23 protein-coding genes and 1 riboswitch are annotated in these 23,535 nt (G+C 71.0%); of the genes, 17 read left to right on the top strand and 6 right to left on the bottom strand.

Annotation, left to right across the window (positions count from 1 at the left end):
• Window positions 1-4: 4 nt before the first annotated feature.
• Window positions 5-442, top strand: a complete 438-nt coding sequence (locus ABD705_RS03750) for a hypothetical protein (RefSeq protein ID WP_344780691.1) — start codon at window positions 5-7, stop codon at window positions 440-442.
• A gap of 2 nt (window positions 443-444) precedes the next feature.
• Here the strand turns inward: ABD705_RS03750 and ABD705_RS03755 are convergent, their stop codons facing one another.
• Both ABD705_RS03755 and ABD705_RS03760 read right to left on the bottom strand, forming a co-directional pair.
• Window positions 445-1,275, bottom strand: coding sequence for an ABC transporter permease (locus ABD705_RS03755; protein ID WP_344780693.1), 831 nt, complete (start codon window positions 1,273-1,275; stop codon window positions 445-447).
• Entirely contained in the window at window positions 1,272-2,858 is a 1,587-nt protein-coding gene (locus ABD705_RS03760) for an ATP-binding cassette domain-containing protein (RefSeq protein WP_344780695.1), read from the bottom strand. The genes ABD705_RS03755 and ABD705_RS03760 overlap by 4 nt, the downstream gene beginning before the upstream one ends.
• A 120-nt stretch (window positions 2,859-2,978) precedes the next feature.
• Here ABD705_RS03760 and ABD705_RS03765 point away from each other — a divergent pair, with 120 nt between their 5' ends.
• From ABD705_RS03765 to ABD705_RS03775, 3 genes are all read left to right on the top strand, one after another.
• A complete protein-coding gene (locus tag ABD705_RS03765; RefSeq protein WP_344780697.1) occupies window positions 2,979-4,055 on the top strand; it encodes an enoyl-CoA hydratase/isomerase family protein in 1,077 nt (358 codons plus the stop codon).
• 205 nt (window positions 4,056-4,260) lie between these two features.
• Window positions 4,261-5,346, top strand: coding sequence for a right-handed parallel beta-helix repeat-containing protein (locus ABD705_RS03770; RefSeq protein WP_344780699.1), 1,086 nt, complete (start codon window positions 4,261-4,263; stop codon window positions 5,344-5,346).
• Window positions 5,347-5,439: 93 nt separating this feature from the next.
• Window positions 5,440-6,357: a DnaJ domain-containing protein gene (locus tag ABD705_RS03775; protein WP_344780701.1), complete on the top strand. Its 918-nt coding sequence runs from the start codon at window positions 5,440-5,442 to the stop codon at window positions 6,355-6,357.
• Window positions 6,358-6,373: 16 nt separating this feature from the next.
• On the opposite strand, the gene ABD705_RS03780 is transcribed toward ABD705_RS03775, so the two are convergent.
• On the bottom strand, window positions 6,374-7,747 hold the full coding sequence (locus ABD705_RS03780; RefSeq protein WP_344780703.1) for a D-alanyl-D-alanine carboxypeptidase family protein: 1,374 nt from the start codon (window positions 7,745-7,747) through the stop codon (window positions 6,374-6,376).
• A gap of 38 nt (window positions 7,748-7,785) precedes the next feature.
• Window positions 7,786-7,894, top strand: a riboswitch (TPP riboswitch).
• Between ABD705_RS03780 and ABD705_RS03785 the strand changes: the two genes are divergently transcribed.
• From ABD705_RS03785 to ABD705_RS03800, 4 genes are all read left to right on the top strand, one after another.
• Complete coding sequence (locus ABD705_RS03785; protein ID WP_344780704.1) at window positions 7,888-8,529, top strand: ECF transporter S component; 642 nt, start codon at window positions 7,888-7,890, stop codon at window positions 8,527-8,529. It overlaps the preceding riboswitch by 7 nt.
• A 6-nt stretch (window positions 8,530-8,535) precedes the next feature.
• A complete protein-coding gene (locus ABD705_RS03790; protein WP_344780706.1) occupies window positions 8,536-10,023 on the top strand; it encodes an ABC transporter ATP-binding protein in 1,488 nt (495 codons plus the stop codon).
• The gene (locus ABD705_RS03795) at window positions 10,020-10,802 is read left to right on the top strand and encodes an energy-coupling factor transporter transmembrane component T family protein (RefSeq protein ID WP_344780708.1); all 783 of its coding nucleotides are present in this window, start codon (window positions 10,020-10,022) and stop codon (window positions 10,800-10,802) included. The genes ABD705_RS03790 and ABD705_RS03795 overlap by 4 nt, the downstream gene beginning before the upstream one ends.
• Window positions 10,803-11,277: 475 nt before the next feature.
• Window positions 11,278-12,465 (top strand): HNH endonuclease family protein, encoded by a 1,188-nt coding sequence (locus tag ABD705_RS03800; protein ID WP_344780710.1) that lies wholly within the window; start codon window positions 11,278-11,280, stop codon window positions 12,463-12,465.
• Window positions 12,466-12,652: 187 nt separating this feature from the next.
• Here ABD705_RS03800 and ABD705_RS03805 read toward each other — a convergent pair whose 3' ends face one another.
• Window positions 12,653-13,000, bottom strand: a complete 348-nt coding sequence (locus ABD705_RS03805; RefSeq protein WP_344780712.1) for a DUF488 domain-containing protein — start codon at window positions 12,998-13,000, stop codon at window positions 12,653-12,655.
• A gap of 130 nt (window positions 13,001-13,130) precedes the next feature.
• On the opposite strand from ABD705_RS03805, the gene ABD705_RS03810 reads away from it, so the two are divergent.
• From ABD705_RS03810 to rlmN, 5 genes are all read left to right on the top strand, one after another.
• Window positions 13,131-13,892, top strand: coding sequence for an SDR family NAD(P)-dependent oxidoreductase (locus ABD705_RS03810; RefSeq protein ID WP_344780714.1), 762 nt, complete (start codon window positions 13,131-13,133; stop codon window positions 13,890-13,892).
• Window positions 13,889-14,647: an enoyl-CoA hydratase/isomerase family protein gene (locus ABD705_RS03815; protein ID WP_344780716.1), complete on the top strand. Its 759-nt coding sequence runs from the start codon at window positions 13,889-13,891 to the stop codon at window positions 14,645-14,647. The genes ABD705_RS03810 and ABD705_RS03815 overlap by 4 nt, the downstream gene beginning before the upstream one ends.
• A 15-nt stretch (window positions 14,648-14,662) precedes the next feature.
• Window positions 14,663-15,502, top strand: a complete 840-nt coding sequence (locus ABD705_RS03820; protein WP_344780718.1) for an SDR family oxidoreductase — start codon at window positions 14,663-14,665, stop codon at window positions 15,500-15,502.
• Between the two features lie 201 nt (window positions 15,503-15,703).
• Window positions 15,704-16,456 carry a sulfite exporter TauE/SafE family protein gene (locus ABD705_RS03825; protein ID WP_344780720.1) on the top strand — a complete coding sequence of 251 codons (753 nt, stop codon included), beginning with the start codon at window positions 15,704-15,706 and terminating at the stop codon, window positions 16,454-16,456.
• A gap of 50 nt (window positions 16,457-16,506) precedes the next feature.
• Window positions 16,507-17,745, top strand: a complete 1,239-nt coding sequence (gene rlmN, locus ABD705_RS03830; protein ID WP_344780722.1) for a dual-specificity RNA methyltransferase RlmN — start codon at window positions 16,507-16,509, stop codon at window positions 17,743-17,745.
• 3 nt (window positions 17,746-17,748) lie between these two features.
• On the opposite strand, the gene rbsD is transcribed toward rlmN, so the two are convergent.
• A complete protein-coding gene (gene rbsD, locus ABD705_RS03835) occupies window positions 17,749-18,153 on the bottom strand; it encodes a D-ribose pyranase (protein ID WP_344780724.1) in 405 nt (134 codons plus the stop codon).
• Window positions 18,154-18,216: 63 nt separating this feature from the next.
• Here rbsD and ABD705_RS03840 point away from each other — a divergent pair, with 63 nt between their 5' ends.
• Window positions 18,217-19,227, top strand: coding sequence for an aldo/keto reductase family protein (locus ABD705_RS03840; protein ID WP_344780726.1), 1,011 nt, complete (start codon window positions 18,217-18,219; stop codon window positions 19,225-19,227).
• Between the two features lie 95 nt (window positions 19,228-19,322).
• Window positions 19,323-20,873, top strand: a complete 1,551-nt coding sequence (mftF, locus tag ABD705_RS03845) for a mycofactocin biosynthesis glycosyltransferase MftF (RefSeq protein WP_344780728.1) — start codon at window positions 19,323-19,325, stop codon at window positions 20,871-20,873.
• A gap of 159 nt (window positions 20,874-21,032) precedes the next feature.
• Here the strand turns inward: mftF and mftR are convergent, their stop codons facing one another.
• A complete protein-coding gene (mftR, locus tag ABD705_RS03850; protein ID WP_344780730.1) occupies window positions 21,033-21,623 on the bottom strand; it encodes a mycofactocin system transcriptional regulator in 591 nt (196 codons plus the stop codon).
• Window positions 21,624-21,826: 203 nt separating this feature from the next.
• Here mftR and ABD705_RS03855 point away from each other — a divergent pair, with 203 nt between their 5' ends.
• Window positions 21,827-22,642 (top strand): mycofactocin-coupled SDR family oxidoreductase, encoded by an 816-nt coding sequence (locus ABD705_RS03855; RefSeq protein ID WP_344780733.1) that lies wholly within the window; start codon window positions 21,827-21,829, stop codon window positions 22,640-22,642.
• Window positions 22,643-22,692: 50 nt separating this feature from the next.
• Window positions 22,693-23,535 (top strand): mycofactocin-coupled SDR family oxidoreductase, encoded by an 843-nt coding sequence (locus ABD705_RS03860; protein WP_344780735.1) that lies wholly within the window; start codon window positions 22,693-22,695, stop codon window positions 23,533-23,535.

Consider the following 23,535-nt stretch of genomic DNA (forward strand, 5'->3'; position numbering starts at 1 on the left):
AGGCATGGTGACGTTGCTGCTCGATTCGACACAGCTCGAGATCGTGCTGTCGGTCACCGAGCACGCACTCGCATTCCGCAAACGGAATGTGATCATCGAGCGCTCGCAGATCACGAAGGTGCAGCTGACCGCCGACGCCTGGACGTGGTTGCGCGGTGTGGCCGACCCGGGCACCTACATTCCGTCCGCCGTGGCGATGGGGTCGTGGAAGTCGGCCAGCGGCCGCGACTTCGCCATCATCCGCCGTCGTCGTCCGAGCGTCGTGATCGACTTGGAGGGGCACGACGAGTTCCAGCGTCTGGTGCTGACCACCCGGCACGGACTGGCACTGGTGAAGGCGCTGCGGCTGGATGCCGGTGCCCAGTTCGCCGACGTGGTCGATATCGTCGCCGCACCCGTGCGCAAGCCGCGCACGGCCGGGCCCCGCCCGGCCACCGCCTGACCTCAGCTGACGTCGCGGCGCCAGCTGAGCAGGTGACCGAGGATGATCAGCACGACGGCGTAGCCCAGCAGCACCACGCCGCCGACCCACCAGTCCAGCTGCACGACCGCACCGCCGCCCGCACCGCCGAATGAGGTGAAGACGCTCTGGCCCACCAGCGCATCGCTGGCCGCTCCGGGCAGATACTGCATGACGTCGCCGAGGCCCTTCACGAGCGAGCCGGCGACGCGGCCGAGCGGTTCGATGAACTGCGTGAAGGCCAGCACGATCACCACCGCGGCGACTTGGTTGCGCACCAGCGCGCCCACGCCGATGCCCACCAGCACCCACAGCGCGAACGCGATGACGATCCGGCCGAGCATGGCCCACGTGTCGGCCGCGTCCAGCTCGGTGTTCACCCCGAAGCCGGCCAGGAACCCGGCCGCAGGCCCCACGGCCGCGATGATCGCGAGCACCGCATAGAGCACGCCGATGCCGATGCCGACGACGACCTTGGCGCCCAGCACCAGGCCGCGGCGCGGCGTGGCCAGGAAGGTCGGGGTGAGGGTCTTGTGCCGGAACTCCGCCGTGACCATCAGCGTGCCGATCAGCAGCGGGAAGACGTACCCGATCGATGAGGCGATGCTATACAGCACCGGCGCGAGGCCGGCCTTCGGGATATGCGCTCCGCTGGCCCCGGTCGGCAGGTGGCCGGTCGCGGAGGCGCCGAACACGAACCCGAGACCGCCGGCGGTCATCGCGACGTAGACGACGAGCACGAGCGCCAGGATCCACCACATCGCGGTGGTGAACGTCTTCGTGGACTCGGAGCGGGTGGCTGCGGTCAGGCTCATCGCCGGTCACCTCCGTCGGGGGCGTCGGAGTCGGTGTCGGATGCCGCATCCTCCGCTTCTTCGCCCGATGGCTGCTGCTGCGTGCCGTCCTCGTCGAAGGAGTGGAAGAACTCGTCGGCGGCGACGTCGGATTCGGTCTGCTGCTCGTGGCGCCCGTCGTCCTCGGGCAGCTGCTCGGGCTCGCCGGCGACCACCTCCTCCTCGGCGCGCGTGGACTCGGGCTCTGCCGGTTCGGATTCGGCTCCTGCGGCTTCGGTCTCGGGCTCGGCCTCGGCATCCGCCGTGACGATGTCGATCACTCCGGTGGAGGCGACGGCGAAGGCCGCACCGGCCGGTTCGCCCGCATCCGGCGTGGCGTCGTCGTCGGCGCCGGCGGTGTCCGGCGCGGCGGTGGGTTCCGGTTCGCTGTGCTCGGCCGGCTCTGCGCCGGTGCCGGTCTCATCGGAGGCCTCGCCGTCGGGTCCACCCGGATCGTCGCCGGCGGCATCGCCCATGGTGGCGTCGGGTGCAGCGTCATCCGGGGTACCGGCCTCGGGTGCGGCATCATCCGCGGCACCGGGCCCGGTGCCGGCATCGCCCGCGGCCTCAGCGGACTCGGAGGCTGTGCCGGTCGTCGCAACGGCGGCGAGAGCAGCTGCCGGCGCGGACGCGCCCGGCGCACCTGCGGCGCCCTGCCCCGACGGGTGCATGCGCAGTCCGTTGACCAGGCCGAAGAAGACTTCTTCCAGCGCGGGCCCGCGCCGCTGCAGCACCGACAGCGCGACGCCGGCGTCGGCCGCGATCCGGCCGATTCCGACGGCGTCGACACCGCGCACGGTCAGTCCTGCGCGCAGCGGCTCATAGGAGATGCCCGCCTGCTCCAGCGCCGCCACCAGCGCGGCGCGGTCGGGCGCGTCCACCACGGTGGCGAATTCGGACGGGTCGGTCAGGTCGCCGATCTCACCCTGGAACACGAGCCGGCCGGCGGAGATGATCATCAGCCGGTCCACAGTCTGCTGCACCTCGGCGAGCAGGTGCGACGAGACGAGCACGGTGCGTCCCTGCTTGGCCATTTCGCGCAGCAGGCCGCGCATCCAGGTGATGCCCTCCGGATCCAGGCCGTTGGTCGGCTCATCCAGCACGAGCACGCCCGGGTCGGCCAGCAGCGCACCGGCCAGGCCCAGCCGCTGGTGCATGCCCAGCGAGAATCCGCCACACTTGCGCCCCGCCACATCGGCCAAGCCGACCACGCCCAGCGCCTCGTCGACTCGCGCTGCGGGCAGACCCGCCGCCTGCGCGTAGACCTTCAGGTGGTTCGCGGCGGTGCGCCCGGGATGGAACGAGGATGACTCCAGCACGGCGCCGACCGTCTGCAGGGGCTGCGCGAGCTTGGCGTATGGCATGCCGCCGATCGTGACCTGGCCGGCCGACGGACGCACGAGTCCCAGCAGCATCCGCAGCGTCGTGGTCTTGCCCGCGCCGTTCGGACCGAGAAAGCCGGTGACCGCACCCGGTTCGACGCGCGCGGTCAGGCTGTCGACAGCGAGGATCGAGCCGAATCGCTTGGACAGTCCGGAAAACTCCAGCACCTGGCCTTCGGGCATGCCGAGCCTCTCGTCGTTGCGGGCAGTGTCCCCCCTATCCTTGCGGAAGATCCCTCGTTCGTGCCGTTGCACACGGCACTAAATCCGTTCTGATCTGGTTCCCCGGGTAATCTGGCGAACGTGACCGAGCCGCACCAGACAGCGCCCCACCCGCCGCAGCCCACCGTGATCGCGCAGGCGCACGGCGGCCTGGGGTGGCTCACCCTGAACCGGCCGCGTGCGATCAATGCGCTCGACCTCGATATGATCGGTCAGCTGGCCGGCGCGCTGGACCGCTGGGAACACGACCCGGACGTCGACCTCGTCGTCCTGGACGGCGCCGGCGACCGCGGCTTCTGCGCGGGCGGCGACGTGCGCAGCCTCTATGACCAGATCACGTCCGGTCACGCCGATGACACCGCGGCGTTCTTCCTCGCCGAGTATGCACTCAACGCCCGGATCGCCGAGTATCCGAAGACCGTTGTCGCCCTCGCCGACGGCATCACGATGGGCGGCGGCATCGGCCTGGCCGGTCATGCCGCGATCCGGGTGGTCACCGAGCGGTCGAAGCTGGCGATGCCTGAGACGCGCATCGGCTTCACCCCCGACGTCGGCGGCACCTGGCTGCTGGGCCGGGCGCCCGGGCGCATCGGCGAGTATCTCGGGGTGACCGGGGCGACGATGGATGCCGCTGACGCGATCTATGCCGGCTTCGCCGACCACCTCGTGCCCAGCGACCGGCTGGACGCCGTGCGCGAAGCGCTGCAGACGCGCACCGATCCGCCCACGCCGACCGGCATCGTGCTGCTGTTCGAGGAGATGCCGGCACCCTCCCGGCTCGAGGGCGCGCGCGCCTGGATCGATGACGCCTTCGCCGCCGACACCGTCGCCGAGATCGTGCAGCGGCTGCGCGCACGAGACGAGCCGAAGGCATCCGCCACCGCCGACGTGATGAGCGAGCTGTCGCCGACCGGCATGGCGGTCACCCTCGAAGCCGTGCGCCGCGCCCGCCGGCTGCCCGATCTGCGCGCGGCCCTCGCGCAGGAGTACGGCCTGGTGCAGTGGTTCGGGCACACTCAGCCCGACCTCGTCGAGGGCATTCGCGCCCAGCTGGTCGACAAGGATCGCAACCCGCGGTGGAACCCCGCCACACCCGACGCGATCGAGTCGGTCGCTGCCGCTTTCGCGCACGTCCCGCCGGTGCCGCTCTGGGGCTGATGCGGGGCGCACTCTATCGGTGATGCCGCGCTCGGGTCTACACTGTGCAACGTCTGCGCGCTGGGGCCTTGCGTCGTCGTGCGCAGCTGGGACATCGACGATGCGCGCCGCGCACGGTCGTGCCCGACGCCCACGTTGCTATTCGCCTACGTCGCACGGTCCGGTCGATGTCGACATCCTGGGGAATACAACGAAAGAAGGACTGATGAAGACATCAGTGCTATGGGGAAGACGGACGGCGGCCGCAGTCGCGGCTGCCGCGACGATCGGTGCGATGGGACTGATCGGGTCGGGGGCGGCATTCGCCGACACCGGCTGTCAGACGGCGGGGGACTCCGGCTTCACCGCGGCGGTGGTTGCTCAGCCGGGGCAGGTGATCTCGCAGCGGACGGTGAATGCGACGGGTTGCGATGTCGGCATCTACGTGGACGCCGCGAACGTCACGATCGATCAGGTGAAGGTGACCGGTGCGAACGCGGCCGGCATCCTCGCCGAGAACACCTCGTATCTCACGCTGACCCGCTCAACGGTCACCGGCAACGGGTTCCATGCGCCGGCCGCTCCGTATCCTCCGGGGACGCCGCCGGTCACCGGGCAGCTGGATCAGGCCTTCGCGATCAGCCTCTTCGGTGTCTCGCACGCGACGGTGGGCCGCAACACCGTGTACAACAATGGCCGCGGCGGCATCGGCATCATGGACAACGGCCCCTTCGATCCGGGCCGCGTCGTCGGGCTGCCGACCTACCCCGCACCCATTCCGGTCAGCGACGTGACGGTCTCCCAGAACACCCTGTGGGCGAACTACGCGGGCTGCGGCATCGTCGTGTCGGCCTTCAACAGCGGCAACACCGTCGATGACGTCACCGTCACGCAGAACACGATTCGCGGCACGATGCAGCCCGGAGACGTCGGCGGAATCGTCGCGCAGAGCAACGGTCCGAGCAGCGTCGTCAGCAACATCATGATCAGCCGCAACACCGTCACCGACTCCGGCGAGTCCGGAGTGATCGTGCACGCTGCTGCCCCCGGTTCGATGACGAAGAACGTGACGGTCACGCGCAACCTGCTCTCCGGCAACAACTGGATGGCAGGGACCACGATCGGTGTGGAGGTCGACTCGCGGATGACGGACCCGTACCTGGGCCAGCAGAACGTGAACACGGTGATCACCCGCAACACGATCAGCGACCAGTTCTACGGCATCTGGGCGCAGGGGCCGGATTCCCCGCTCGTCTCGCGCAACGACATCACCACGACCACGGGTGGGCAGGACATCCTGATCCTCAAGTGACATCCTGCATTCCGTGACTTTGCCCACTCCGGGCAGAGAGCGCACATCGCCGACCGGTACCCTGTACCGGTCGGCGATGTGCGAGGAGGATCGGTGTTCGACAGTCCACTGTCCGCTTCGGCGTACGAAGTGCTGCAGGTCGAGCCCGAGGCCTCCGACGAGGCCCTCCGCAAGGCCTACCGCCTGCGGCTGCGGCAGAGCCATCCCGACACCGGTGGGGATGCCGCAGTGTTCATCCAGGTGCAGCAGGCCTGGCGGCTGGTCGGCACCGCCGAGGCTCGTTCCGCCTATGATCGCGGGCACGGCTTCGGGCGGGTCGAGGCGCCGCAGTGGAGTGGATGGCACGCCCCCGCGCCGCGCCGCGACACGCGTCCGCGTGCCCGGATGTACGGCCAGCCGGGCGGCCGGCGCCGCGAACAGTACCTCGGTCTGATCCGGGAATGGGCGGGTCGCGGCGTCACGCTGACCGACCCATACGACCCAGCGCTGGTGCGCCGCGCGCCGCGCGAGATCCGCAGTCTGCTGGCCGACGCGCTCGCCGAAGAGGCCACCGCCCACATCCTGAGCGAGCTGGGCATGGGCTACACCGTGTGGCATGACGTCGCCGCCGGCCACCGACCGAACGAGAAGATCGATCACATCGTGCTGGCGCCATCGGGCCTGTACGGCATCCTCTCTGAGGACCGCGGCGGCCCGGTGCGCACCCGGCGGGGCGAACTGATCGGCGACACCGTGGTCGGCACCCCGATCGCCGATCTGGTGGCAGGCATCCGCACCGTCGCCCGCGACGGACGGGTGCGCTTCGGTGCTGCGATCGTCGTGCTGCCCGACGACGACGTGCTCGAGCCGGTGGCCCAGCTGGGCAAGGTGCGCGGGGTGCGCACCGTGGTGTGTGCGCGCGGCGTGCTGGGCAACGTGCTGCGCCAGGGGGTCCCCGGCGCGCACGAGATCGGCGGCAACGAGATCTTCGACGTGCGCACCCGCCTGCAGCAGGTCGTCACCTTCGCGTGACGCGGGCGCAGCCCGCTCAGTCGACCCCGAGCAGCTGCAGCGGGTGCGTGATGCGCCACCACGGGCTCGGCCCGTCGATGTCGTGCTGCAGTGCCACGTCGACGGTGACGGTGTTCAGCGGCCCGGTCGCCGTCAGCGTCCCGACCCGGTCGCCGGTGCCGCGATGGTCGCCGAGCGCGATCGTCGCGGTCGTCGTCGCCGACGCCCCGTTCCACAGCACGACGCTTGCGGCGGTGGCGGTCACCACCGGCACCCGCTCGCCCCACACCGTGCGCGCCGTGCCGACCACAGTGCCCGCCGGCAGCGCCGGAGTGGCCTGCAGCTGCGTCTGCACCTGCGCGAACAGGTCACGCGCCAGGCGCCAGCGGGTCTTCGAGTCCGGCTGGTTCAGCGCCACCGCCGCGACGCGCACCTGCGTCGAGCCGACTGTGATGTCCTTGACGGCGACCACGTTGTAGCCGTCGAGGGTGCCGGTCTTCAGCCCCGCCACGCCCAGGTCCGACAGCAGCTCGTTCGTGTTGGTGATGGTGCCGGCCCCGGGCAGCGTGACCGACCTCTTCGCGACGATCTCGGCGATCACCGGATTGGCCATCGCCTGCTGCGCGAGCTCGATCAGCGCCGCCGGAGTGGCCGTGTTGCCGGGGTCGAACCCGGTCGGGTCGGTGATCGTGATGCCGGTGATGCCGTGCGCGTCCAGCCAGCCCGACGCGGCGCTGGCGAACGACTGATCGGTCGGCCACAGATTGCCCGCCAGCCGTGCCGCGTAGTTGCTCGCCGAGGCGATCAGCATCCCCTCCATCATCTGGTACTGGGTCAGCACGCCGCCCACCGGCACGTCCAGCGCCGACTCGTTGCGGCGCAGATACTGCCAGTACTGCGCCCGGTCGGCGTAGCCGAACCGGAAGTCCGGCCCCTGCTCGCCGACCTTCAGCGGCATCCGATCCAGCACCAGCAGCGCCGTCACGACCTTCGTGATGCTCGCGATGGCGCTCTGGCTCTGGGCGGACTCGGCCGGGGCGCCGAACCCCTTCACGCCCACGCCGGCGGCGCCGGCCCTCGGCCAGGTGAAGGATGCCGCCGGTGCGGTCACGGCGGACACCTGCGCCCGCTGCACCGTCGGGGCGACGGCCTGCAGTGGCCAGACGATCATCGTGACGCAGTAGGCGATCACGATCGCCACGATCAGCCCCATCGGCACCAGCACGCCGGGCCGCAGCGCCGAGCGGCGCGGCCGGGCGCTGAGCAGCCACACCATCGGCGGCAGGTCCGCCTGGTCGGTGTACGCGGCCGGGCCCCCGGCACCCGCGTCACCCGCGCCGTGCGCCGGTGCGACGGCCACCGACGATTCGTCCCACCACGACAGGGCGCGGGGTGCGTCGGCAGATCTCACCCGCTCACGCTATCGGACGCCGCGCACGGTATACTCAAGGACATAACCACGGGAGTCCGGTGTGCCGGGCTGAGAGGAAGCGCCACAGCTTCGACCGTCGAACCTGATCTGGGTCATGCCAGCGCAGGAAGGGAGCAGAAATGCAAGTATCCGCAGTCGCATCCACACCGGCATCCGTTCGGCGGTTCCGTTGGCGCGTGGTCGACATCGTCACCGCCAGCGTCATCGGCGTCGCCGCCGGTGTGATCTTCTGGGTGTGGGGGCAGGCGTGGACGCCGCTGTCCACTGCCTTGGCGTTCCTGCCCGGACTGGAGGGACTGCTCGCCGGCGGGTGGCTGTTCGCCGGAGTGCTCGGCGGCCTGGTGATCCGCAAACCCGGCGCCGCGCTGTACACCGAGATCGTCGCCGGCGTCGTGTCGATGGCGGTGGGCACCCAGTGGGGTCCGCTGACCTTCCTGTGGGCGGTCATCGAGGGCATCGGCGCCGAGATCGGCTTCGCGATCCTGTTCTACGCGAACTGGAAGCTGCTGGGCGCGCTCGTCTCCGGCGCGGTCGCAGGTCTTTCCACCGCCGTGCTCGACACGAACTTCTCGTCGGTCGCGGCGCAGTCCGGCGTCTTCCGCGCCGTCTACTTCGGCGCGGCGATCGTCTCCGGCATCCTGCTGGCGGGGCTCGTCTCGTGGCTGATCGTGCGGGCGCTCGCGGCCACCGGCGCGCTGGACCGCTTCGGCGCGGGCCGCGAGGCACGCTCGCGCGAGGCGGAATCGCCCGACGCCGCATAGGCCGCCGTGACCCTGACCGAGCGCCCCGTCACCGTCGCCGCCCGCGGGTGGGGCTGGCGGCACGCCGGCCGCCGTCGTGCCGCGGTGCGCGGGCTCGACCTCGACATCCCCGCCGGGCAGCGGGTGCTGCTGCTGGGCGCCAGCGGCGTGGGCAAGAGCACGCTGATGCGGGCGCTGGCCGGCGTGCTCGGCGACGAGGAGGACGGCGAGCAGTCCGGGCAGCTGCTCGTGGGCGGACTGCCCCCGATCGCCGCCCGCGGGCGGACCGGCCTCGTGCTGCAGGACCCGGATGCGCAGGTCGTGCTCGCCCGCGTCGGCGACGACGTCGCCTTCGCGTGCGAGAACCTGGGCGTGCCGCGCGAGGAGATCTGGCGCCGCGTGGATGCCGCGCTCGACGCGGTCGGGCTGCGACTGGGCCGCGACCATCCGACCGCGAAGCTGTCGGGCGGGCAGAAGCAGCGGCTCGCGCTGGCCGGCATGCTCGCGATGCGACCCGGGCTGATGCTGCTGGACGAGCCGACCGCGAACCTCGACCCGGACGGCGCGGCGGCGGTGCGCGACGCCGTGCTCGCGTCGACGCGGGGCGCGACCCTGATCGTCGTCGAGCATCGGGTGCACCTGTGGGCCGAGCAGATGGACCGGGTCATCGTGCTCGGCGAGGACGGGCTCCTGGCCGACGGCGAGCCCGCCGAGGTGTTCGCGCAGCATGCGGCCGAACTGACCGCAGCCGGGGTGTGGGTGCCGCACGCGGCGCCGTGGCGCTCGCCGCGTGCACATGCGACCGGCCCGGGGCGGCCGCTGCTTCGGCTGCGCGAGCTGTCGGTCGGGCGCACGGCGTTCGGTGCCCGGATCCCGGAGGTGGCGGCATCCGGCATCTCGGCGTCGGTGCACGCCGGCCGGGCGCTCGCCGTGACCGGACCCAACGGCGCCGGCAAGTCCACGCTCGCGATGACGATGGCCGGGCTGATCGCGCCGGCCGGCGGCGACCTCGCCGCCACCGAGGCGCTGCGGTCAGGGCTCGGCGCCCGGCCCGCGCAGTGGAAGTCGCGGCAGCTGCTGACCCGCATCGGGATGGTCTTCCAGGAGCCCGACCACCAGCTGCTGACGGTGCGGGTGCGCGACGAGCTGGCCGTCGGCCCGCGCGCGCTGCGGCTGCCCGACGCCGAGGTCGCCGCGCGGGTCGACCCGCTGCTGGAGCGGCTGCGGCTGACGCGCCTTGCGGCGGTGAACCCGTTCACGCTCTCGGGCGGCGAGAAGCGGCGCCTGACCGTTGCCGCGGCGCTGGCCACCCGTCCGCAGGTGCTGGTGCTGGACGAGCCGACCTACGGGCAGGATGCCCGCACCTGGCGCGAGCTGGCCGAGCTGATCGACCAGGTGCGCGTCGACGGCACCGCGGTGGCGTTCGTCACGCACGACCGGAGCCTGGTCGACGCGCTCGCCGACGACGAGCTGCGGCTGGAGGGCGTGCCGGCGCCGGGGGTGAGCGTGTCATGAGCCTGCTGGCCGCCGACCCCGCTGCACGGGTGTCGTCATTCAACCCGGTCGCGAAGTTCGCCGCGGTGCTGGTGGTCACCCTCACGCTGCTGCTGTCGATCGACCCGGTCTCGGCCGGGGTCACGCTGCTGCTGGTGCTCGCCCTGCTGCCGTGGTCGGGCCTTTCGGCGCGGATGATCTGGTTGCGCTGCTGGCCGCTGCTGGCCGCCGCGGTGCTGGCGTCGGCCGCCACCGTGCTGTACGGCCGCCCGTCCGGTGCGACCTACCTGCAGTGGGGGCTGCTGCACATCAGCGACGGGTCGCTGTATCTCGCGCTGGCGATCCTGCTGCGGGTGCTGGCGATAGCGCTGCCGGCGATCGTGCTGCTGTCGACCACTGACCCGACCGATCTGGCCGATGGGCTGTCGCAGCTGCTGCATCTGCCGGCCCGGTTCGTGCTGGGGGGCCTGGCCGGGCTGCGCCTGGTCGGGCTGCTCATCGAGGACTGGCGCGAACTGTCGCTGGCCCGTCGTGCCCGCGGGGTGGCCGATGCGGGCCGGGTGCGGCGCTTTCTGGGGCAGTCGTTCGCGCTGTTCGTGCTGGCGATCCGCCGCGGCGCGAAGCTGGCCACCGCGATGGAGGCGCGCGGGTTCGGCGCACCCGGCGCCCGCACCTGGGCGCGCCCTTCGGTGCTGCGCCGGCGGGATGGAGTGCTCGTGCTGATCGCGTTCGCCGTCGCCGCGGCATCCGCCGTCGTCGCCGTCACGGCCGGCACCTGGACCTTCGTCTGGGCGCTCTGACCTGCGCGGCCGGTTCCGCGCACCCGCGTGACGCCCGGTCGAAGGCCCCGCGCGGCCAGGCGTTGCCACGTCAGGTCGCATTCCACAGCCGCGGTCACGAGCCAGCCGTGCGTCGCGTCGGTACCGGCCTGAAGGACCCGCGGCACCGGGGTGAACGGGGCCGCCCGGGCGAGGCGGTCGGCTTCGGCATCTGCGGATCACGCGGACCCACGTGAGGTACCGGGCGTCGTCGGTGCGGAAGGTCAACCCGCCGGTTCCGCTCTGCCATACCGGCGTCAGCGCACCCTGCTCCGGGGTCCGGACCCGCCCGGGGATCTCGATCGGCCCGGCGGGGATGGACGTGGGCCCATTCTGCCCGGCGCATGCCACCGGCGGTACTATGAGAGGGTTCTCATCTGCGGGCGTTCGGCCGCGGGTGTTCCGATGCGGTGACGAATGAAGAAGGCCGCAGTATGAGCGCGGCCGTGGGCGCGGGATGACGAAGAGGATGTGGCGGCGGCCGACGCTGTGGGTCGGCGCGGCGCTGTCGGCGGTGCTGCTGCTGAGTGCGGGACTGTCCACCGGCGTCGGCGGGCTGCTGATGTCGGCCGGGCTGATCGCGCTGGTCTCGGGCCTGTACACGCTGCTCACCCGCCGCCCGTCGTGGCTGGGCCTGGCCGGCCGCAAGGCCGGAGCCCTCGTCACGGTCCTCGCGTGCGCGGCCGTGTTGACGGGGACCGGGGTCTACGGCGCGACAGGGGGCATGGATGCCGCGCCCCAGCCGGCGGCCGAGGTCGTCTCCGCGCCGCCGAGTACCGGCTTCTCGGCCACCCCCACGCCCACGCCGTCGCCGACGGCGACGGCGACGCCGTCACCGTCCGCCGGCACCGCGCTGGCGCTGCTGGCCACGGTTCCGGTGAAGGGTCGCGCGCCGAAGACCGGCTACGACCGACCGGTCGTGTTCGGGCAGGCATGGAAGGACGTCGACCGCAACGGCTGTGACACCCGCAACGACATCCTGCGCCGCGACCTGACGCACGTCACGGTCAAGGCCGGCACGCACGGCTGCCTCGTGCTCAGCGGCATCCTGAACGATCCGTACACGGGCGCCACGATCAGCTTCGTCCGCGGCGAGGGCACGTCGAACGCCGTGCAGATCGACCACGTCGTGGCGCTGATGGATGCCTGGCAGAGCGGCGCGCAGCAGCTGAGCCAGCCGCAGCGAGAGGCGCTCGCGAACGACCCGCTGAACCTGCTCGCCGTGGACGGACCGAGCAACGAGCGCAAGCAGGCGAGCAACGCCGCGTCGTGGCTGCCGCCGAACAGGGGCTACCGGTGCGCATATGTGGCACGGCAGATCACCGTGAAGGCCGCGTACCACCTATGGGTGACGGCGGCCGAGCATGACGCGATGGCCCGCATCCTGCAGACCTGTCCCGCGCAGAAGCCAGCGACGGCGGGCACGATCGCGCTGCTGCCGAACGCCGTCGCCCCCGCGCCGGCGCCCACGCAGGTTGCGCCCGCCGAGCCCGCGCCGACGAAGTCGGCACCGGCCAGCCCGAAGGTCGTGCATCCGGGGTCCTTCTGCAGCCCGGTCGGGGCGACCGGCGTCACGGTCAAGGGCACGCCGATGACGTGCTCGCTCACCGCGGGCGACACCCGCGCGCGCTGGCGCGCGGCCTGAGTCAGCCCGCGCCACGTCCCCGCGGTGCGCACCCGGCCGCCGCAAGCGCGCGCTCACAGACTTCGAACGATTCAACGAAGATCGCACGCATCGCGCAGAATCATCCGAAGTGCGCGCGATCCTCCGAACCCTGTGAGCTGACCCGCGGCCCGGAGGACCCGCACGGTCAGGCCGCAGCGCCGCGCGGTCAGGCCAGCAGCGCCGCGCGCAGCAGGCCTGCGTGGGTGTGCTGCTCGTCGTGCGAGCTGAACAGCAGCGTGACCACGTCGTGCCCGGCGATCTGCCCGCGCAGCGCCGCCAGGGCGTCCTGGTTCTGCGCCAGTTCGGCCGTATAGGCCTTCTCGAACTCGTCGTGCGGCAGGTCGTCGTGATGGAACGCCTTGCGCAGCTCGCCGCTGGGCGCGACGTCCTTGTCCCACAGGTCGATCTCGGCCTTCTGTTTCGACAGCCCGCGCGGCCACAACCGGTCCACCAGCACCCGGAACCCGTCGGATGCGGCCGGCTCGTCGTAGACGCGCTTCACCCGAATCTCCATGCTCCCAGTCAACACCCACCCGGGCTACCCTGGGCACAGGTGCCGGTGACGCAGCTGCTGGCACCGAGTCCCGCGTATGCTGGCACTCAATGTCGAAGCCGGTCCTGCCGGCGGGTTCGAAGGAGAACGCATGGAGATCACGGGAGCATCGGCCCTTGTCACCGGTGGCGCAAGCGGACTGGGCCAGGCCACCGCGCGGCGCCTGGCCGCCGCCGGGGCGCACGTCACGATCGTGGACCTGCCCGCCTCGGCGGGGGAGCAGGTCGCGGCGGAGCTGGGCGGCACGTTCGCCCCCGCCGACGTGACCGACCCCGAGCAGGTCGCCGCCGCCGTGCAGATCGCCGCGAAGGCCGGCCCGCTGCGGGTCGTGATCAACTGCGCCGGCATCGCGCCGCCGGCGAAGGTCCTCGGCCGCGACGGCGACCCGTCGCCGCTGGGCGCGTTCGCGAAGATCATCCAGGTGAACCTGATCGGCACCTACAACGTCATCGCGCAGGCATCCGCCGTCATCAGCAAGACCGACCCGACCGCCGGTGGCGACCGCGGCGTGATCGTCAACACGGCATCCGTGGCGGCCTTCGACGGCCAGATCGGACAGCCCGCCTACTCCGCGAGCAAGGGCGGCATCCACTCGATGACGCTGCCGATCGCGCGGGAACTGGCCCGCTACGGCATCCGGGTGTGCACGATCGCGCCCGGCATCATGGAGACGCCGATGCTCGCGGGCCTGCCCGAGGCCGCACAGGCCTCGCTCGGCCAGCAGGTGCCGTACCCGGCGCGGCTGGGCACCCCTGACGAGTATGCGCGCCTGGCCCTGTCGATCATCGACAACGGCTACCTCAACGGCGAGACGATCCGCCTGGACGGCGCGATCCGGATGGCACCGAAATGAGCGATCCGATCCTGCTGCACGTCGAGGACGGCTTGGCCCGCATCACGCTGAACCGGCCCGAGCGGCTGAACGCGTTCAACGCCGACGCCGCCCGCGCCTGGGCCGGCGTCACGCGTGAGGCGACGAGCCGCGACGACGTCGGCGCGATCATCCTGGATGCCGCCGGTCGCTCGTTCTGCGCCGGCGGCGACGTGCGCGACATGGCCGAGACGATGGGCAGCGGGGCCGACATCACGGCGCTGGCCGAGGTCATCAACCAGGGCATCCGCTCGCTGACCGAGTCCGCCATCCCGGTCGTCGCGGCCGCCCAGGGGACGACCGCCGGCGGGGGCCTCGGCATCCTGATGGCCAGCGACTACGCGATCGTCGGGGCGAACTCGAAGATCGGCAGCCTGTACGCGAACATCGGGCTGACGCCCGACCTGTCGGTCACCGCCCAGCTGGCCCGCGCGGTCGGCGAGCGGCGCGCCCTGCAGCTCGTGCTGCACGACCGGATGCTGTCGGCCGACGAAGCCCTGGCCTGGGGCCTGGTCGCCGAGGTCGCAGCCGGCGACGCCGTGGGCGCCCGCGCAAACGAGATCGCGCAGTTCTGGCTCTCGGGCGCATCCGGCGCCTACGGCCAGGCCAAGCGCCTGATCCGCTCGCAGCCGACCCGCAGCGTCGCCGACCAGCTGAGCGAAGAGGCCCGTTCCATCGGCGCGGCCTTCGACACCCCCGAGGCGCAAGCCCGCATCCGCGCGTTCGGCGCGCGCTAGAACCGGAGGCACGGCATGACCGAGAAGCTCCTGGCCGGCAAGACCATCCTGATCTCCGGCGGCAGTCGCGGCATCGGCCTGGCCATCGCGCTGCGCGCCGCGCGCGACGGCGCGAACATCGCGCTGCTGGCCAAGACCGACACCCCGCATCCCAAGCTCGAGGGCACCGTGCACACGGCGGCCGCGCAGATCCGGGATGCCGGTGGTCAGGCGCTGCCGATCGTCGGCGACGTGCGCAGCGACAGCGACGTGTCCGGGGCGGTGCTGACCACCCGCGGCGAGTTCGGCGGCATCGACGTCGTGATCAACAACGCCAGCGTCATCGACCTGTCCGGCTCGGTCGACCTGCCGGCAAAGAAGTACGACCTGATGCAGGACGTCAACACGCGCGGCACGTTCATGCTGTCGCGGGCGGCCGTTCCGGTGCTGCGAGATGCCGAGAACCCGCACATCCTGTCGCTGTCGCCGCCGCTGAACCTGTCACCGAGATGGCTGGGCGCGCACACCGGCTACACACTGGCCAAGTACGGCATGTCGATGGCGACCCTGGGCATGGCGGCCGAGTTCGCGAAGGACGGCATCGCCGCCAACACGCTGTGGCCGCGCACTACGATCGCCACCGCAGCGGTGCTGTTCGCCCTCGGGGGAGACCGGATGATGCGGGCCAGCCGCACCCCCGAGATCTATGCCGACGCGGCCTACCAGGTGGTCACGCAGCCGGCACGCGAGGTCACCGGACAGAGCCTGATCGTCGAAGACGTGCTGGCGGCCGCCGGCATCACCGACCTGTCCGGCTATGCCGCCGTGCCCGGCACGCCCGACGACCAGCTGTTCCCCGACATCTTCCTGGATTGAGGGAACCGCCCGGTTCATCCTCGGCTCGGCCGAGGACATGTGCCGAGGCGAGGACCGATTTGGTCGCCTTGATCCTCGTTTCGGCGTATCACCTCGGCTCGGCCGAGGGCGGGCACGGGTCTCGCACGCGGCCGGGGCGCGGCATCCGTCATGAACGGCGGACGCCGCACGATACCGTGAACGCATGATCCGAACGCACCCATGCCCGAGCTGACCGCGCTGGCGTGGCTCGCGCTCGCCGTCGGGGCGGCCGTGATCGGGCTGTCCAAGGCGGCGCTGCCGGGGGCCGCGACGCTGGCCGTGGCGCTGTTCGCCGCAGTGCTGCCGGCCAAGCAGTCCACCGGCACGATCCTGGTGCTGCTGATCGTCGGCGACATCTTCGCGCTGTGGGCGTACCGCCGGCACGCCGACGTCCGCACCCTGATCCGGCTGGCGCCCGCCGTGATCGTGGGGCTCGTGGGCGGCGCGGTGTTCCTCGCGTTCGCCTCCGATGCCTGGGTGCGCCGGATGATCGCGATCCTGCTGCTGACCGTGGTGGCGGTGAGCCTCTGGCGGCGGGCGCGGCAGGCCCGGCGCGAGCCCGCGCCCGGCGGCGCCGGTCCACACCGGGTCGCGGCAGCCACCTATGGCAGTCTCGCGGGATTCACCACGATGGTGGCCAACGCCGCCGGCCCGGTGATGTCGATGTACTTCCTGGCGGCGCGCTTTCCGGTCAAGGCGTTCCTGGGCACTTCGGCCTGGTTCTTCGCGATCGTCAACATCACCAAGCTGCCGTTCTCGATCGGACTCGGCCTGATCACGCCATCCGGGCTGCTGGTCGACGCGGTGCTCATCCCGGTCGTGGTGGCCGCGGCGTTCGGCGGCCGGCTGATCGCGGGGCACATCAGCCAGCGGCTGTTCGACCGGATCATCATCACGCTGACCGTGGTCGGCTCGCTCTACCTGCTGGTGTGAACCCGGCGCCCCACCAGCCTCCGCGCAGGCGACTCGCCTAATCTGGACACATGACCGCCACGCCCGAGACTCCCACGCGCACCCAGGTGCGGCCCAAGACCGAGGGCTGGACGCAGAAGAAGGATGCCGAGGGCCGGCCGCTGCTGCAGTTCGCCAGCCCCAAGCGCGGCAAGCCGCCCGTGCACCTGGCTGACCTCAGCCCCGCCCAGCGCGTGGAGAAGGTCACCGAGCTGGGCATGCCCGGCTTCCGCGCCGCCCAGCTGGAGAAGCACTATTTCGTGCACGGCACGCACGACCCGGCCGCGATGACCGACCTGCCGGCCGCCGGACGCGAAGAGTTCGTGCACGGCATGCTGCCGCCGCTGCTGACCGAGGTGCGCCGGCTGCAGACCGACCGCGGCGACACCATCAAGTTCCTCTGGAAGCTGCACGGCGGGGCTCTGGTCGAGTCGGTGCTGATGCGCTACCCGGGCCGCATCACGCTGTGCGTGTCGAGCCAGGCCGGCTGCGGCATGAACTGCCCGTTCTGCGCGACCGGCCAGGCGGGGCTGACCCGCAACATGTCGGCCGCCGAGATCGTCGCGCAGGTGGTGCGCGCCAACCGGGTGATCGCCGAGGGCCAGCTGGGCGACCCTCGCGAGTTCGGTCACGAGGGCGAACGGGTCTCGAACATCGTGTTCATGGGCATGGGCGAGCCGCTGGCCAACTATGCACGCGTCATGCAGGCGGTGCGCGTCATGGTCGACAAGAAGCACGGCCTGGGCATGAGCGCGCGCGGCATCACGATCTCGACGGTGGGGCTGGTGCCGGCCATCCGCAAGCTGTCCGACGAGGGTATCCCGGTCACCTTCGCGCTGTCGCTGCACGCGCCCGACGACGAGCTGCGCGACGAGATGATCCCGGTCAACTCCCGCTGGAAGGTCGACGAGGCACTGGATGCCGCGCGGGAGTACTTCGAGAAGACCGGCCGCCGCGTCTCGATCGAATACGCCCTGATCAAGGACATGAACGACCACGGCTGGCGTGCCGACCTGCTCGGCGAGAAGCTGAACGCGCGCGGGCGCGGCTGGGTGCACGTCAACCCGATTCCGCTGAACCCGACGCCCGGGTCGGTGTGGACGGCATCCACCCGGGCCGCCCAGGATGAATTCGTGCGCCGACTCGAAGCCCACGGCATCCCGACCACGATCCGCGACACCCGCGGCAAGGACATCGACGGCGCGTGCGGCCAGCTGGTGGCCACCGAAGCCGATCAGGACGCCGCGCAGGCCACTCCCGCCGAGGTCTGAGCCTCAGAACGGCACGCCGGCGTGCAGGATGACGTTGGCGTACGGCGTGTACTCGCCGGTGCGCACGAACGTGCGGGCCGCCCGGCTCAGGCGCTTGAGCTCCTCGTGCGGCACCTGCTCGATCGGCACGCCGAGCGCATCGAGCCGTTCGTGCAGGGCGGCCAGGATGCCGGGGCTGTGCTGCGCCGTCTCGGTGGCCACCGTCGCCCGCTCCACGACGAGTTCGGCCAGCACGGTGTCGAGGACGTCCAGGAACGCGGGGGCGCCCGGCCGGTAGGCCAGATCGATGCGCTCGCTGCCGGGCGGAATGGGCAGGCCGGCGTCGGCGATCACGATCAGGTCGGTGTGCCCGGCCGATTCGATCGCGTGCGACAGCGCCGGATTTATGCTCGCGGTGGTGCGTCTCATCGGCTGCTCCTTCTGGGATTCCCACCGTACCGTCGGCCGCCTGCGGGCGGGTAGCGTGGAGGGATGGTCGAATATCGCTATCTCGGAAACAGTGGTCTCAAGGTCTCGGAGATCACCTACGGCAACTGGGTCACGCACGGCTCTCAGGTGGGGGACTCGGCCGCGATCGCCACGGTGCATGCGGCGCTGGATGCCGGGATCACGACGTTCGACACCGCCGACACCTACGCCAACACGGCCGCCGAGGTCGTGCTGGGCAAGGCGCTGGCCGGTCAGCGCCGCGAGGGCCTCGAGCTGTTCACCAAGGTGTATTGGCCGATCGGGCCGAAGGGCCCCAATGACGGCGGGCTGAGCCGCAAGCACATCCTGGAGGGGATCAACGGTTCGTTGCAGCGCCTGGGCGTCGACTACGTCGACCTGTATCAGGCGCACCGCTACGACTACGAGACGCCGCTGGAAGAGACCATGCAGGCCTTCGCCGACGTCGTGCGGCAGGGCAAGGCGCTCTACATCGGCGTGAGCGAGTGGACCGCCGAGCAGCTGCGCGATGCCGCCGCGCTGGCGAAAGAACTGCACGTGCCGTTCGTCTCGAACCAGCCGCAGTACTCGATGCTGTGGCGGGTCATCGAAGCGAAGGTCGTGCCGGCCAGTCAAGAGCTCGGACTGTCACAGGTGGTCTGGTCGCCGATGGCGCAGGGCGTGCTCAGCGGCAAGTACCTGCCCGGCCAGCCGGTGCCCGAAGGATCGCGCGCCACCGACTCCAAGAGCGGGGCGCACTTCATCGAGCGACTGCTGCGCGAGGACGTGCTGACGGCGGTGCAGAAGCTGAAGCCGATCGCCGACGAGTGCGGCCTGACGATGCCGCAGCTGGCCATCGCGTGGGTGCTGCAGAACCCGAACGTCGCCTCGGCGCTGGTGGGGGCATCCCGCCCCGAGCAGGTCGCGTCCAACGTGGCCGCCTCGGGCGTGACGCTCGAGCCCGCCGTGCTGACCGCGATCGATGCGGCCCTGGGCGACGTGGTCGAGCGCGATGGCCAGAAGACCTACGACGTCTCGCCCAAGACGCGGCCCTGAGCGGTTTCCGGTGGGACCGTCGGCGACGTGGGACCCGATAATCTGAGCACCGGAAGCCCGGAGCGGGCAGGCGACGACGAAGGAGGCCGCAGCACGTGAGCGTACGGGTGTCGCGAGCAGGAACGCAGAAGGCGCGTGACAAGCGCAGCCCCCAGCTGTTCGACGGCGATCCGCAGCGCCGCCGCCTGCCCGACGGATTCGTCGTCGAGCTGGCGCCGAACGTGACCGTCGGCGACGACGGGGGCACGCTGGTGTGCTCGTTCCCCGAGATCATCGGGCTGCTCGCCGATCGCGGCCGCGCGCTGCTGCACGGTCGTCGCATGACGGTGGACGGCCCCGAGACCGCGCAGCTGGTGCGCGACCTGATGGATGCCGGGCTGGCCCACCCCGTCGTGGCGGAGCTGCCGCTGGCCGATTCCGACGACATCACGGTCGTCATCCCGGTCAAGGATCGGCCCCGGGAACTGACCCGGCTGTTGGATTCACTCGGCGGTCGGCTGCACACCATCGTGGTCGACGACGGGTCGGACGACCCGGCCGCCACGAAGGACATCACCCAGGCGCACGGGTGCCGGGTCGTGCTGCTTCCGGAGAACATCGGGCCGGGCGGTGCCCGCAACGCGGGGCTGCGCGAGGTGACCACGGGGCTGGTCGCGTTCGTCGACTCGGATGTCGTGGCCGAGCCCGACGCGCTGCTGATGCTGGCCCGGCACTTCGCCGACCCTGCGGTCGGCGTGGCGCTGCCGCGGGTGATCGGCTTGTTCGAAGGCGACCGCACGACGTGGCTGGGCAGATACGAGAACTCCCGGTCTTCGCTCGACCTCGGCGAGCTGCCGTCGTTCGTGCATGCCGGGTCGGCGGCGCCGTGGGCGCCGGGAACCGTCACGATCAACCGCACGGCGGTCATCCGGGACGGGTTCGACGAGAGCATGCAGGTCGGCGAAGACGTCGACATCGTGTTCCGGCTGGGGCTGGACGGCTGGCGCACTCGGTTCGACCCGACGGTCACGGTGCGACACGACCATCGCGCGACGCTGGGCAAATGGTTCCGCCGCAAGGTGTTCTACGCGTCCTCGGCGGAACCGCTGAACGCCCGATTCCCGTATTACGTCGTGCCGTCACTGCTCACTGCCACCGACCTGGGCCTTATCGCCGCGGCTCTCGCACAGCGACGCTGGTCGGTGCCGGTGATCGGTGGCCTGGCGGCGCTGAGCGCCGTGCGCACGGTGCGCAGACTGCGCCATGCGGGCGCCGTGCGCGGTGCGCCGGTGCCCGAGGCCACAGCGGTGGCGGCCCGGTCGGCGTGGGGGCATCTGCAGCTGTTGGGGCTGCACGTCTGCTCGCTGCTGGTGCGCCAGTGGTGGCCCGCCGCGGCGGTGGCCGCGGTGTTCTCTCGCCGGGTGCGGCGCGCCGTCGCGGTGGCCGCAGTAGTCGACGCCGTCGTGTTCCGCCGCCGCAACCGTGCCGATCTCGACCTGCCCCGCTACTTCGTCGGGCGCCGGCTCGATGACGTCGCGTTCGGCTTCGGCTGGTGGCTGGGCGCGTGGCGGGCCCGCAGCCCGGCGAGCGTGCTGCCGGACCTGCGCGGAGTCGAGCTGCCGCGTTCGCGCACCGATCTGATCACGTTCACGCGCCCTGCGCGGTGAGCGCCCGCGCCACCAGCAGCCCGACCAGGGCGACGGATGCCGCGGGCCCGCGCCGCGGTGCCGCCGGCAGGAGAGAGGCATCCGCCACGCTCAGTCCCGCGGTTGCGCGTACTACTCCGTGTGGTCCCGCACCGAGGCGGGTGGGATGCCGCTGCGTGCTCACGCCGGCCGGCGGAACTCCTGCTCGAGCGTGGTCAGAGCCTCGTCGAGCACCGCCGTCAGTTCGACGCGGGGCTGACGCAGCCATACCTCGTACGACGCGATGGAGGCCGCCTGGTATGCCCATGACACGACATGCGGACGCAGCGCAGCTACGCTCGTGCCCGAGCGAGCGGCGATGAACTCGGCGATCGCCTGCCGCCACGAGGCGTACCGCAGGGTGGAGTGGGCCACGAGGACCGGAACGTTCAGCAGCAGGTCCATGCGCTGACGGTGGCGATCCTGCTCTGCTTTCGGGTAGTCATTGAAATCGACGATGGCGGCGTGCAGCGCCGCGATCGTCGACACGCCGGCAGGTGTGGCGCGCAGGTGTGTGCGCAGGCGATCGACGAGCACGTCGAAATCCCCCCAGGGAACGTCGTTCTTCGAGGCGAAGTACCGGAAGAACGTGCGCCTGCTGATGCCGGCTGCCGTGGCGATGTCTTCGACCGTCGTCCCCTCGAAGCCGTTCTGCAGGAAGAGCTCGAGCCCCACTCGCGACAACTCGGCCACGCTGGTGACGCGGCGACTGTCGACAGGGCTCTCGGGCATGCCGCCCATTCTCCCGCACCCGGAGCGCGGGCCCCGATGGCGCACCGGCACAACCCGGATCACGTCGGCAGCAATGCCTGAACCCCTTGAAGTGACACTGAGTGCCACATGTAGTGGGGCTCACAAGCCGCGGCGGATGACGACAGTCGGCACCCGCGCCGATGTCATTGCGTGCTCGTCCGCCGCCTCGACAGGAGGTAATGATGGCCGGCAAGCTCGAAGGCAAGGTCGCCTTCATCACAGGGATCGCGCGTGGGCAGGGGCGCAGCCACGCGGTGCGGTTGGCGCAGGAAGGCGCCGACATCATCGGGGTGGATATCTGCCGACAGGTCGAGACGGTGCCTTACGCGACGGCGACGCCGGAGGACCTCGCCGAGACGGTGCGCCAAGTCGAATCGCTGGACCGGCGCATCATCGCCACCGAAGTCGACATCCGGGACGGTGCGGCGCTGAAGCAGGCAGCGGATGACGGCGTCGCCCAGCTCGGCCGCCTCGACATCGTGCTGGCCAACGCCGGCATCTCGACGATGCACAGCACCGTCGACATGCCGGACGAGGTGTGGGACACGATGATCGACATCAACCTCAGCGGACAGTTCAAAACGATCCGCGCGACCGTGCCGCACATCATCGCGGGAGACCGCGGCGGCGCCGTCGTCATCACCTCTTCGCTTGCGGCGATGAAGGCCAACGCGAACATCGCACACTACACGGCCGCCAAGTCCGGGCAGGTGCTCGCACTGGAGCTCGCGCCGCACCGCATCCGCGTGAACACCGTGCACCCGACGACGGTGAACACCGACATGGTGCTCAACGAGCCGACGTACAAGCTGTTCCGCCCCGACCTGGAGCACCCGACGCGCGAGGACTACGAGGTCGCGGCCCGCACGCTGAACAAGCTGCCCACGGCGGGGCTGGATCCGGTCGATATCTCCAACGCGATCCTCTACCTCGTCAGTGACGACGGTCGCTTCGTCACCGGCACGACGCACGTCGTCAGCGCCGGCGGGCAGCTCTGACACACAGAGGCGGCGGGCACCTGCCGGCCGCCTGAGAGAAGGGAATCATCATGACCGGAAGAGTCGAAGGCAAAGTCGCATTCATCACGGGCATCGCCCGCGGGCAGGGGCGCAGCCACGCCGTGCGGCTGGCGCAGGAGGGCGCCGACATCATCGGCATCGACCTGTGCGAGACGGTGCCCAGCATCGCCCGCTACTACGACGGCGCCACCGCCGAAGACATGGCCGAGACCGTGCGTCAGGTCGAGGCGCTGGACCGACGCATCATCGCCACGAAGGCCGACGTGCGCGACTACGATGCGCTCAAGGCCGCAGTCGATGACGGTGTCGCCCAGCTCGGACACGTCGACATCGTGTCGGCCAACGCCGGCGTCTTCGCCTTCGGTGACAAGACCCAGGACGTCACGGACTCCGACTGGCAGGACGTCATCGACATCAACCAGACCGGCGTCTGGCACACGGCGAAGGCCGTGATCCCACATCTGATCGACCAGGGCACGGGCGGGTCGATCATCCTGACCAGCTCTACGGCCGGACTGAAGGGCACGCCGAACGTGGCCGCGTACACGGCGGCGAAGCACGCCGTCGTCGGGATCATGCGCACCCTGGCCGTCGAGCTCGCGCCGTACAGCGTCCGGGTCAACACCGTTCACCCGACCGGCGTGGCGACGCCGATGATCCTGAACGAGGCGGCCTGGCGACTGTTCCTGCCCGACGAAGCGCATCCGACGCAGGAGCAGGCCGCGAAAGTGTTCCAGACCACCAACGCGCTGCCCGTGCCGTGGGTCGAGGCGATCGACATCTCGAACGCGGTGCTTTTCCTGGCGTCGGATGAGGCTCGGTACGTCACCGGTACCGAGCTGAAGGTCGACGCGGGATACACCGTCAAGTGA

Source organism: Microbacterium kribbense (assembly GCF_039537285.1).
Classification (GTDB): domain Bacteria; phylum Actinomycetota; class Actinomycetes; order Actinomycetales; family Microbacteriaceae; genus Microbacterium; species Microbacterium kribbense.

What these genes read in the sequence shown, in the direction of transcription:
- ABD705_RS03860 (WP_344780735.1), top strand. Translation starts at nt 22,693, where the DNA reads ATGACCGGAAGAGTCGAAGGCAAAGTCGCATTCATCACGGGCATCGCC.
- rbsD (WP_344780724.1), bottom strand. Translation starts at nt 18,153, where the DNA reads ATGAGACGCACCACCGCGAGCATAAATCCGGCGCTGTCGCACGCGATC.
- ABD705_RS03800 (WP_344780710.1), top strand. Translation starts at nt 11,278, where the DNA reads ATGACGAAGAGGATGTGGCGGCGGCCGACGCTGTGGGTCGGCGCGGCG.
- ABD705_RS03855 (WP_344780733.1), top strand. Translation starts at nt 21,827, where the DNA reads ATGGCCGGCAAGCTCGAAGGCAAGGTCGCCTTCATCACAGGGATCGCG.
- ABD705_RS03840 (WP_344780726.1), top strand. Translation starts at nt 18,217, where the DNA reads ATGGTCGAATATCGCTATCTCGGAAACAGTGGTCTCAAGGTCTCGGAG.
- ABD705_RS03815 (WP_344780716.1), top strand. Translation starts at nt 13,889, where the DNA reads ATGAGCGATCCGATCCTGCTGCACGTCGAGGACGGCTTGGCCCGCATC.
- mftR (WP_344780730.1), bottom strand. Translation starts at nt 21,623, where the DNA reads ATGCCCGAGAGCCCTGTCGACAGTCGCCGCGTCACCAGCGTGGCCGAG.
- ABD705_RS03820 (WP_344780718.1), top strand. Translation starts at nt 14,663, where the DNA reads ATGACCGAGAAGCTCCTGGCCGGCAAGACCATCCTGATCTCCGGCGGC.
- rlmN (WP_344780722.1), top strand. Translation starts at nt 16,507, where the DNA reads ATGACCGCCACGCCCGAGACTCCCACGCGCACCCAGGTGCGGCCCAAG.
- ABD705_RS03755 (WP_344780693.1), bottom strand. Translation starts at nt 1,275, where the DNA reads ATGAGCCTGACCGCAGCCACCCGCTCCGAGTCCACGAAGACGTTCACC.
- ABD705_RS03810 (WP_344780714.1), top strand. Translation starts at nt 13,131, where the DNA reads ATGGAGATCACGGGAGCATCGGCCCTTGTCACCGGTGGCGCAAGCGGA.
- ABD705_RS03785 (WP_344780704.1), top strand. Translation starts at nt 7,888, where the DNA reads ATGCAAGTATCCGCAGTCGCATCCACACCGGCATCCGTTCGGCGGTTC.
- ABD705_RS03750 (WP_344780691.1), top strand. Translation starts at nt 5, where the DNA reads ATGGTGACGTTGCTGCTCGATTCGACACAGCTCGAGATCGTGCTGTCG.
- ABD705_RS03795 (WP_344780708.1), top strand. Translation starts at nt 10,020, where the DNA reads ATGAGCCTGCTGGCCGCCGACCCCGCTGCACGGGTGTCGTCATTCAAC.
- ABD705_RS03825 (WP_344780720.1), top strand. Translation starts at nt 15,704, where the DNA reads ATGCCCGAGCTGACCGCGCTGGCGTGGCTCGCGCTCGCCGTCGGGGCG.
- ABD705_RS03770 (WP_344780699.1), top strand. Translation starts at nt 4,261, where the DNA reads ATGAAGACATCAGTGCTATGGGGAAGACGGACGGCGGCCGCAGTCGCG.
- ABD705_RS03760 (WP_344780695.1), bottom strand. Translation starts at nt 2,858, where the DNA reads ATGCCCGAAGGCCAGGTGCTGGAGTTTTCCGGACTGTCCAAGCGATTC.
- ABD705_RS03805 (WP_344780712.1), bottom strand. Translation starts at nt 13,000, where the DNA reads ATGGAGATTCGGGTGAAGCGCGTCTACGACGAGCCGGCCGCATCCGAC.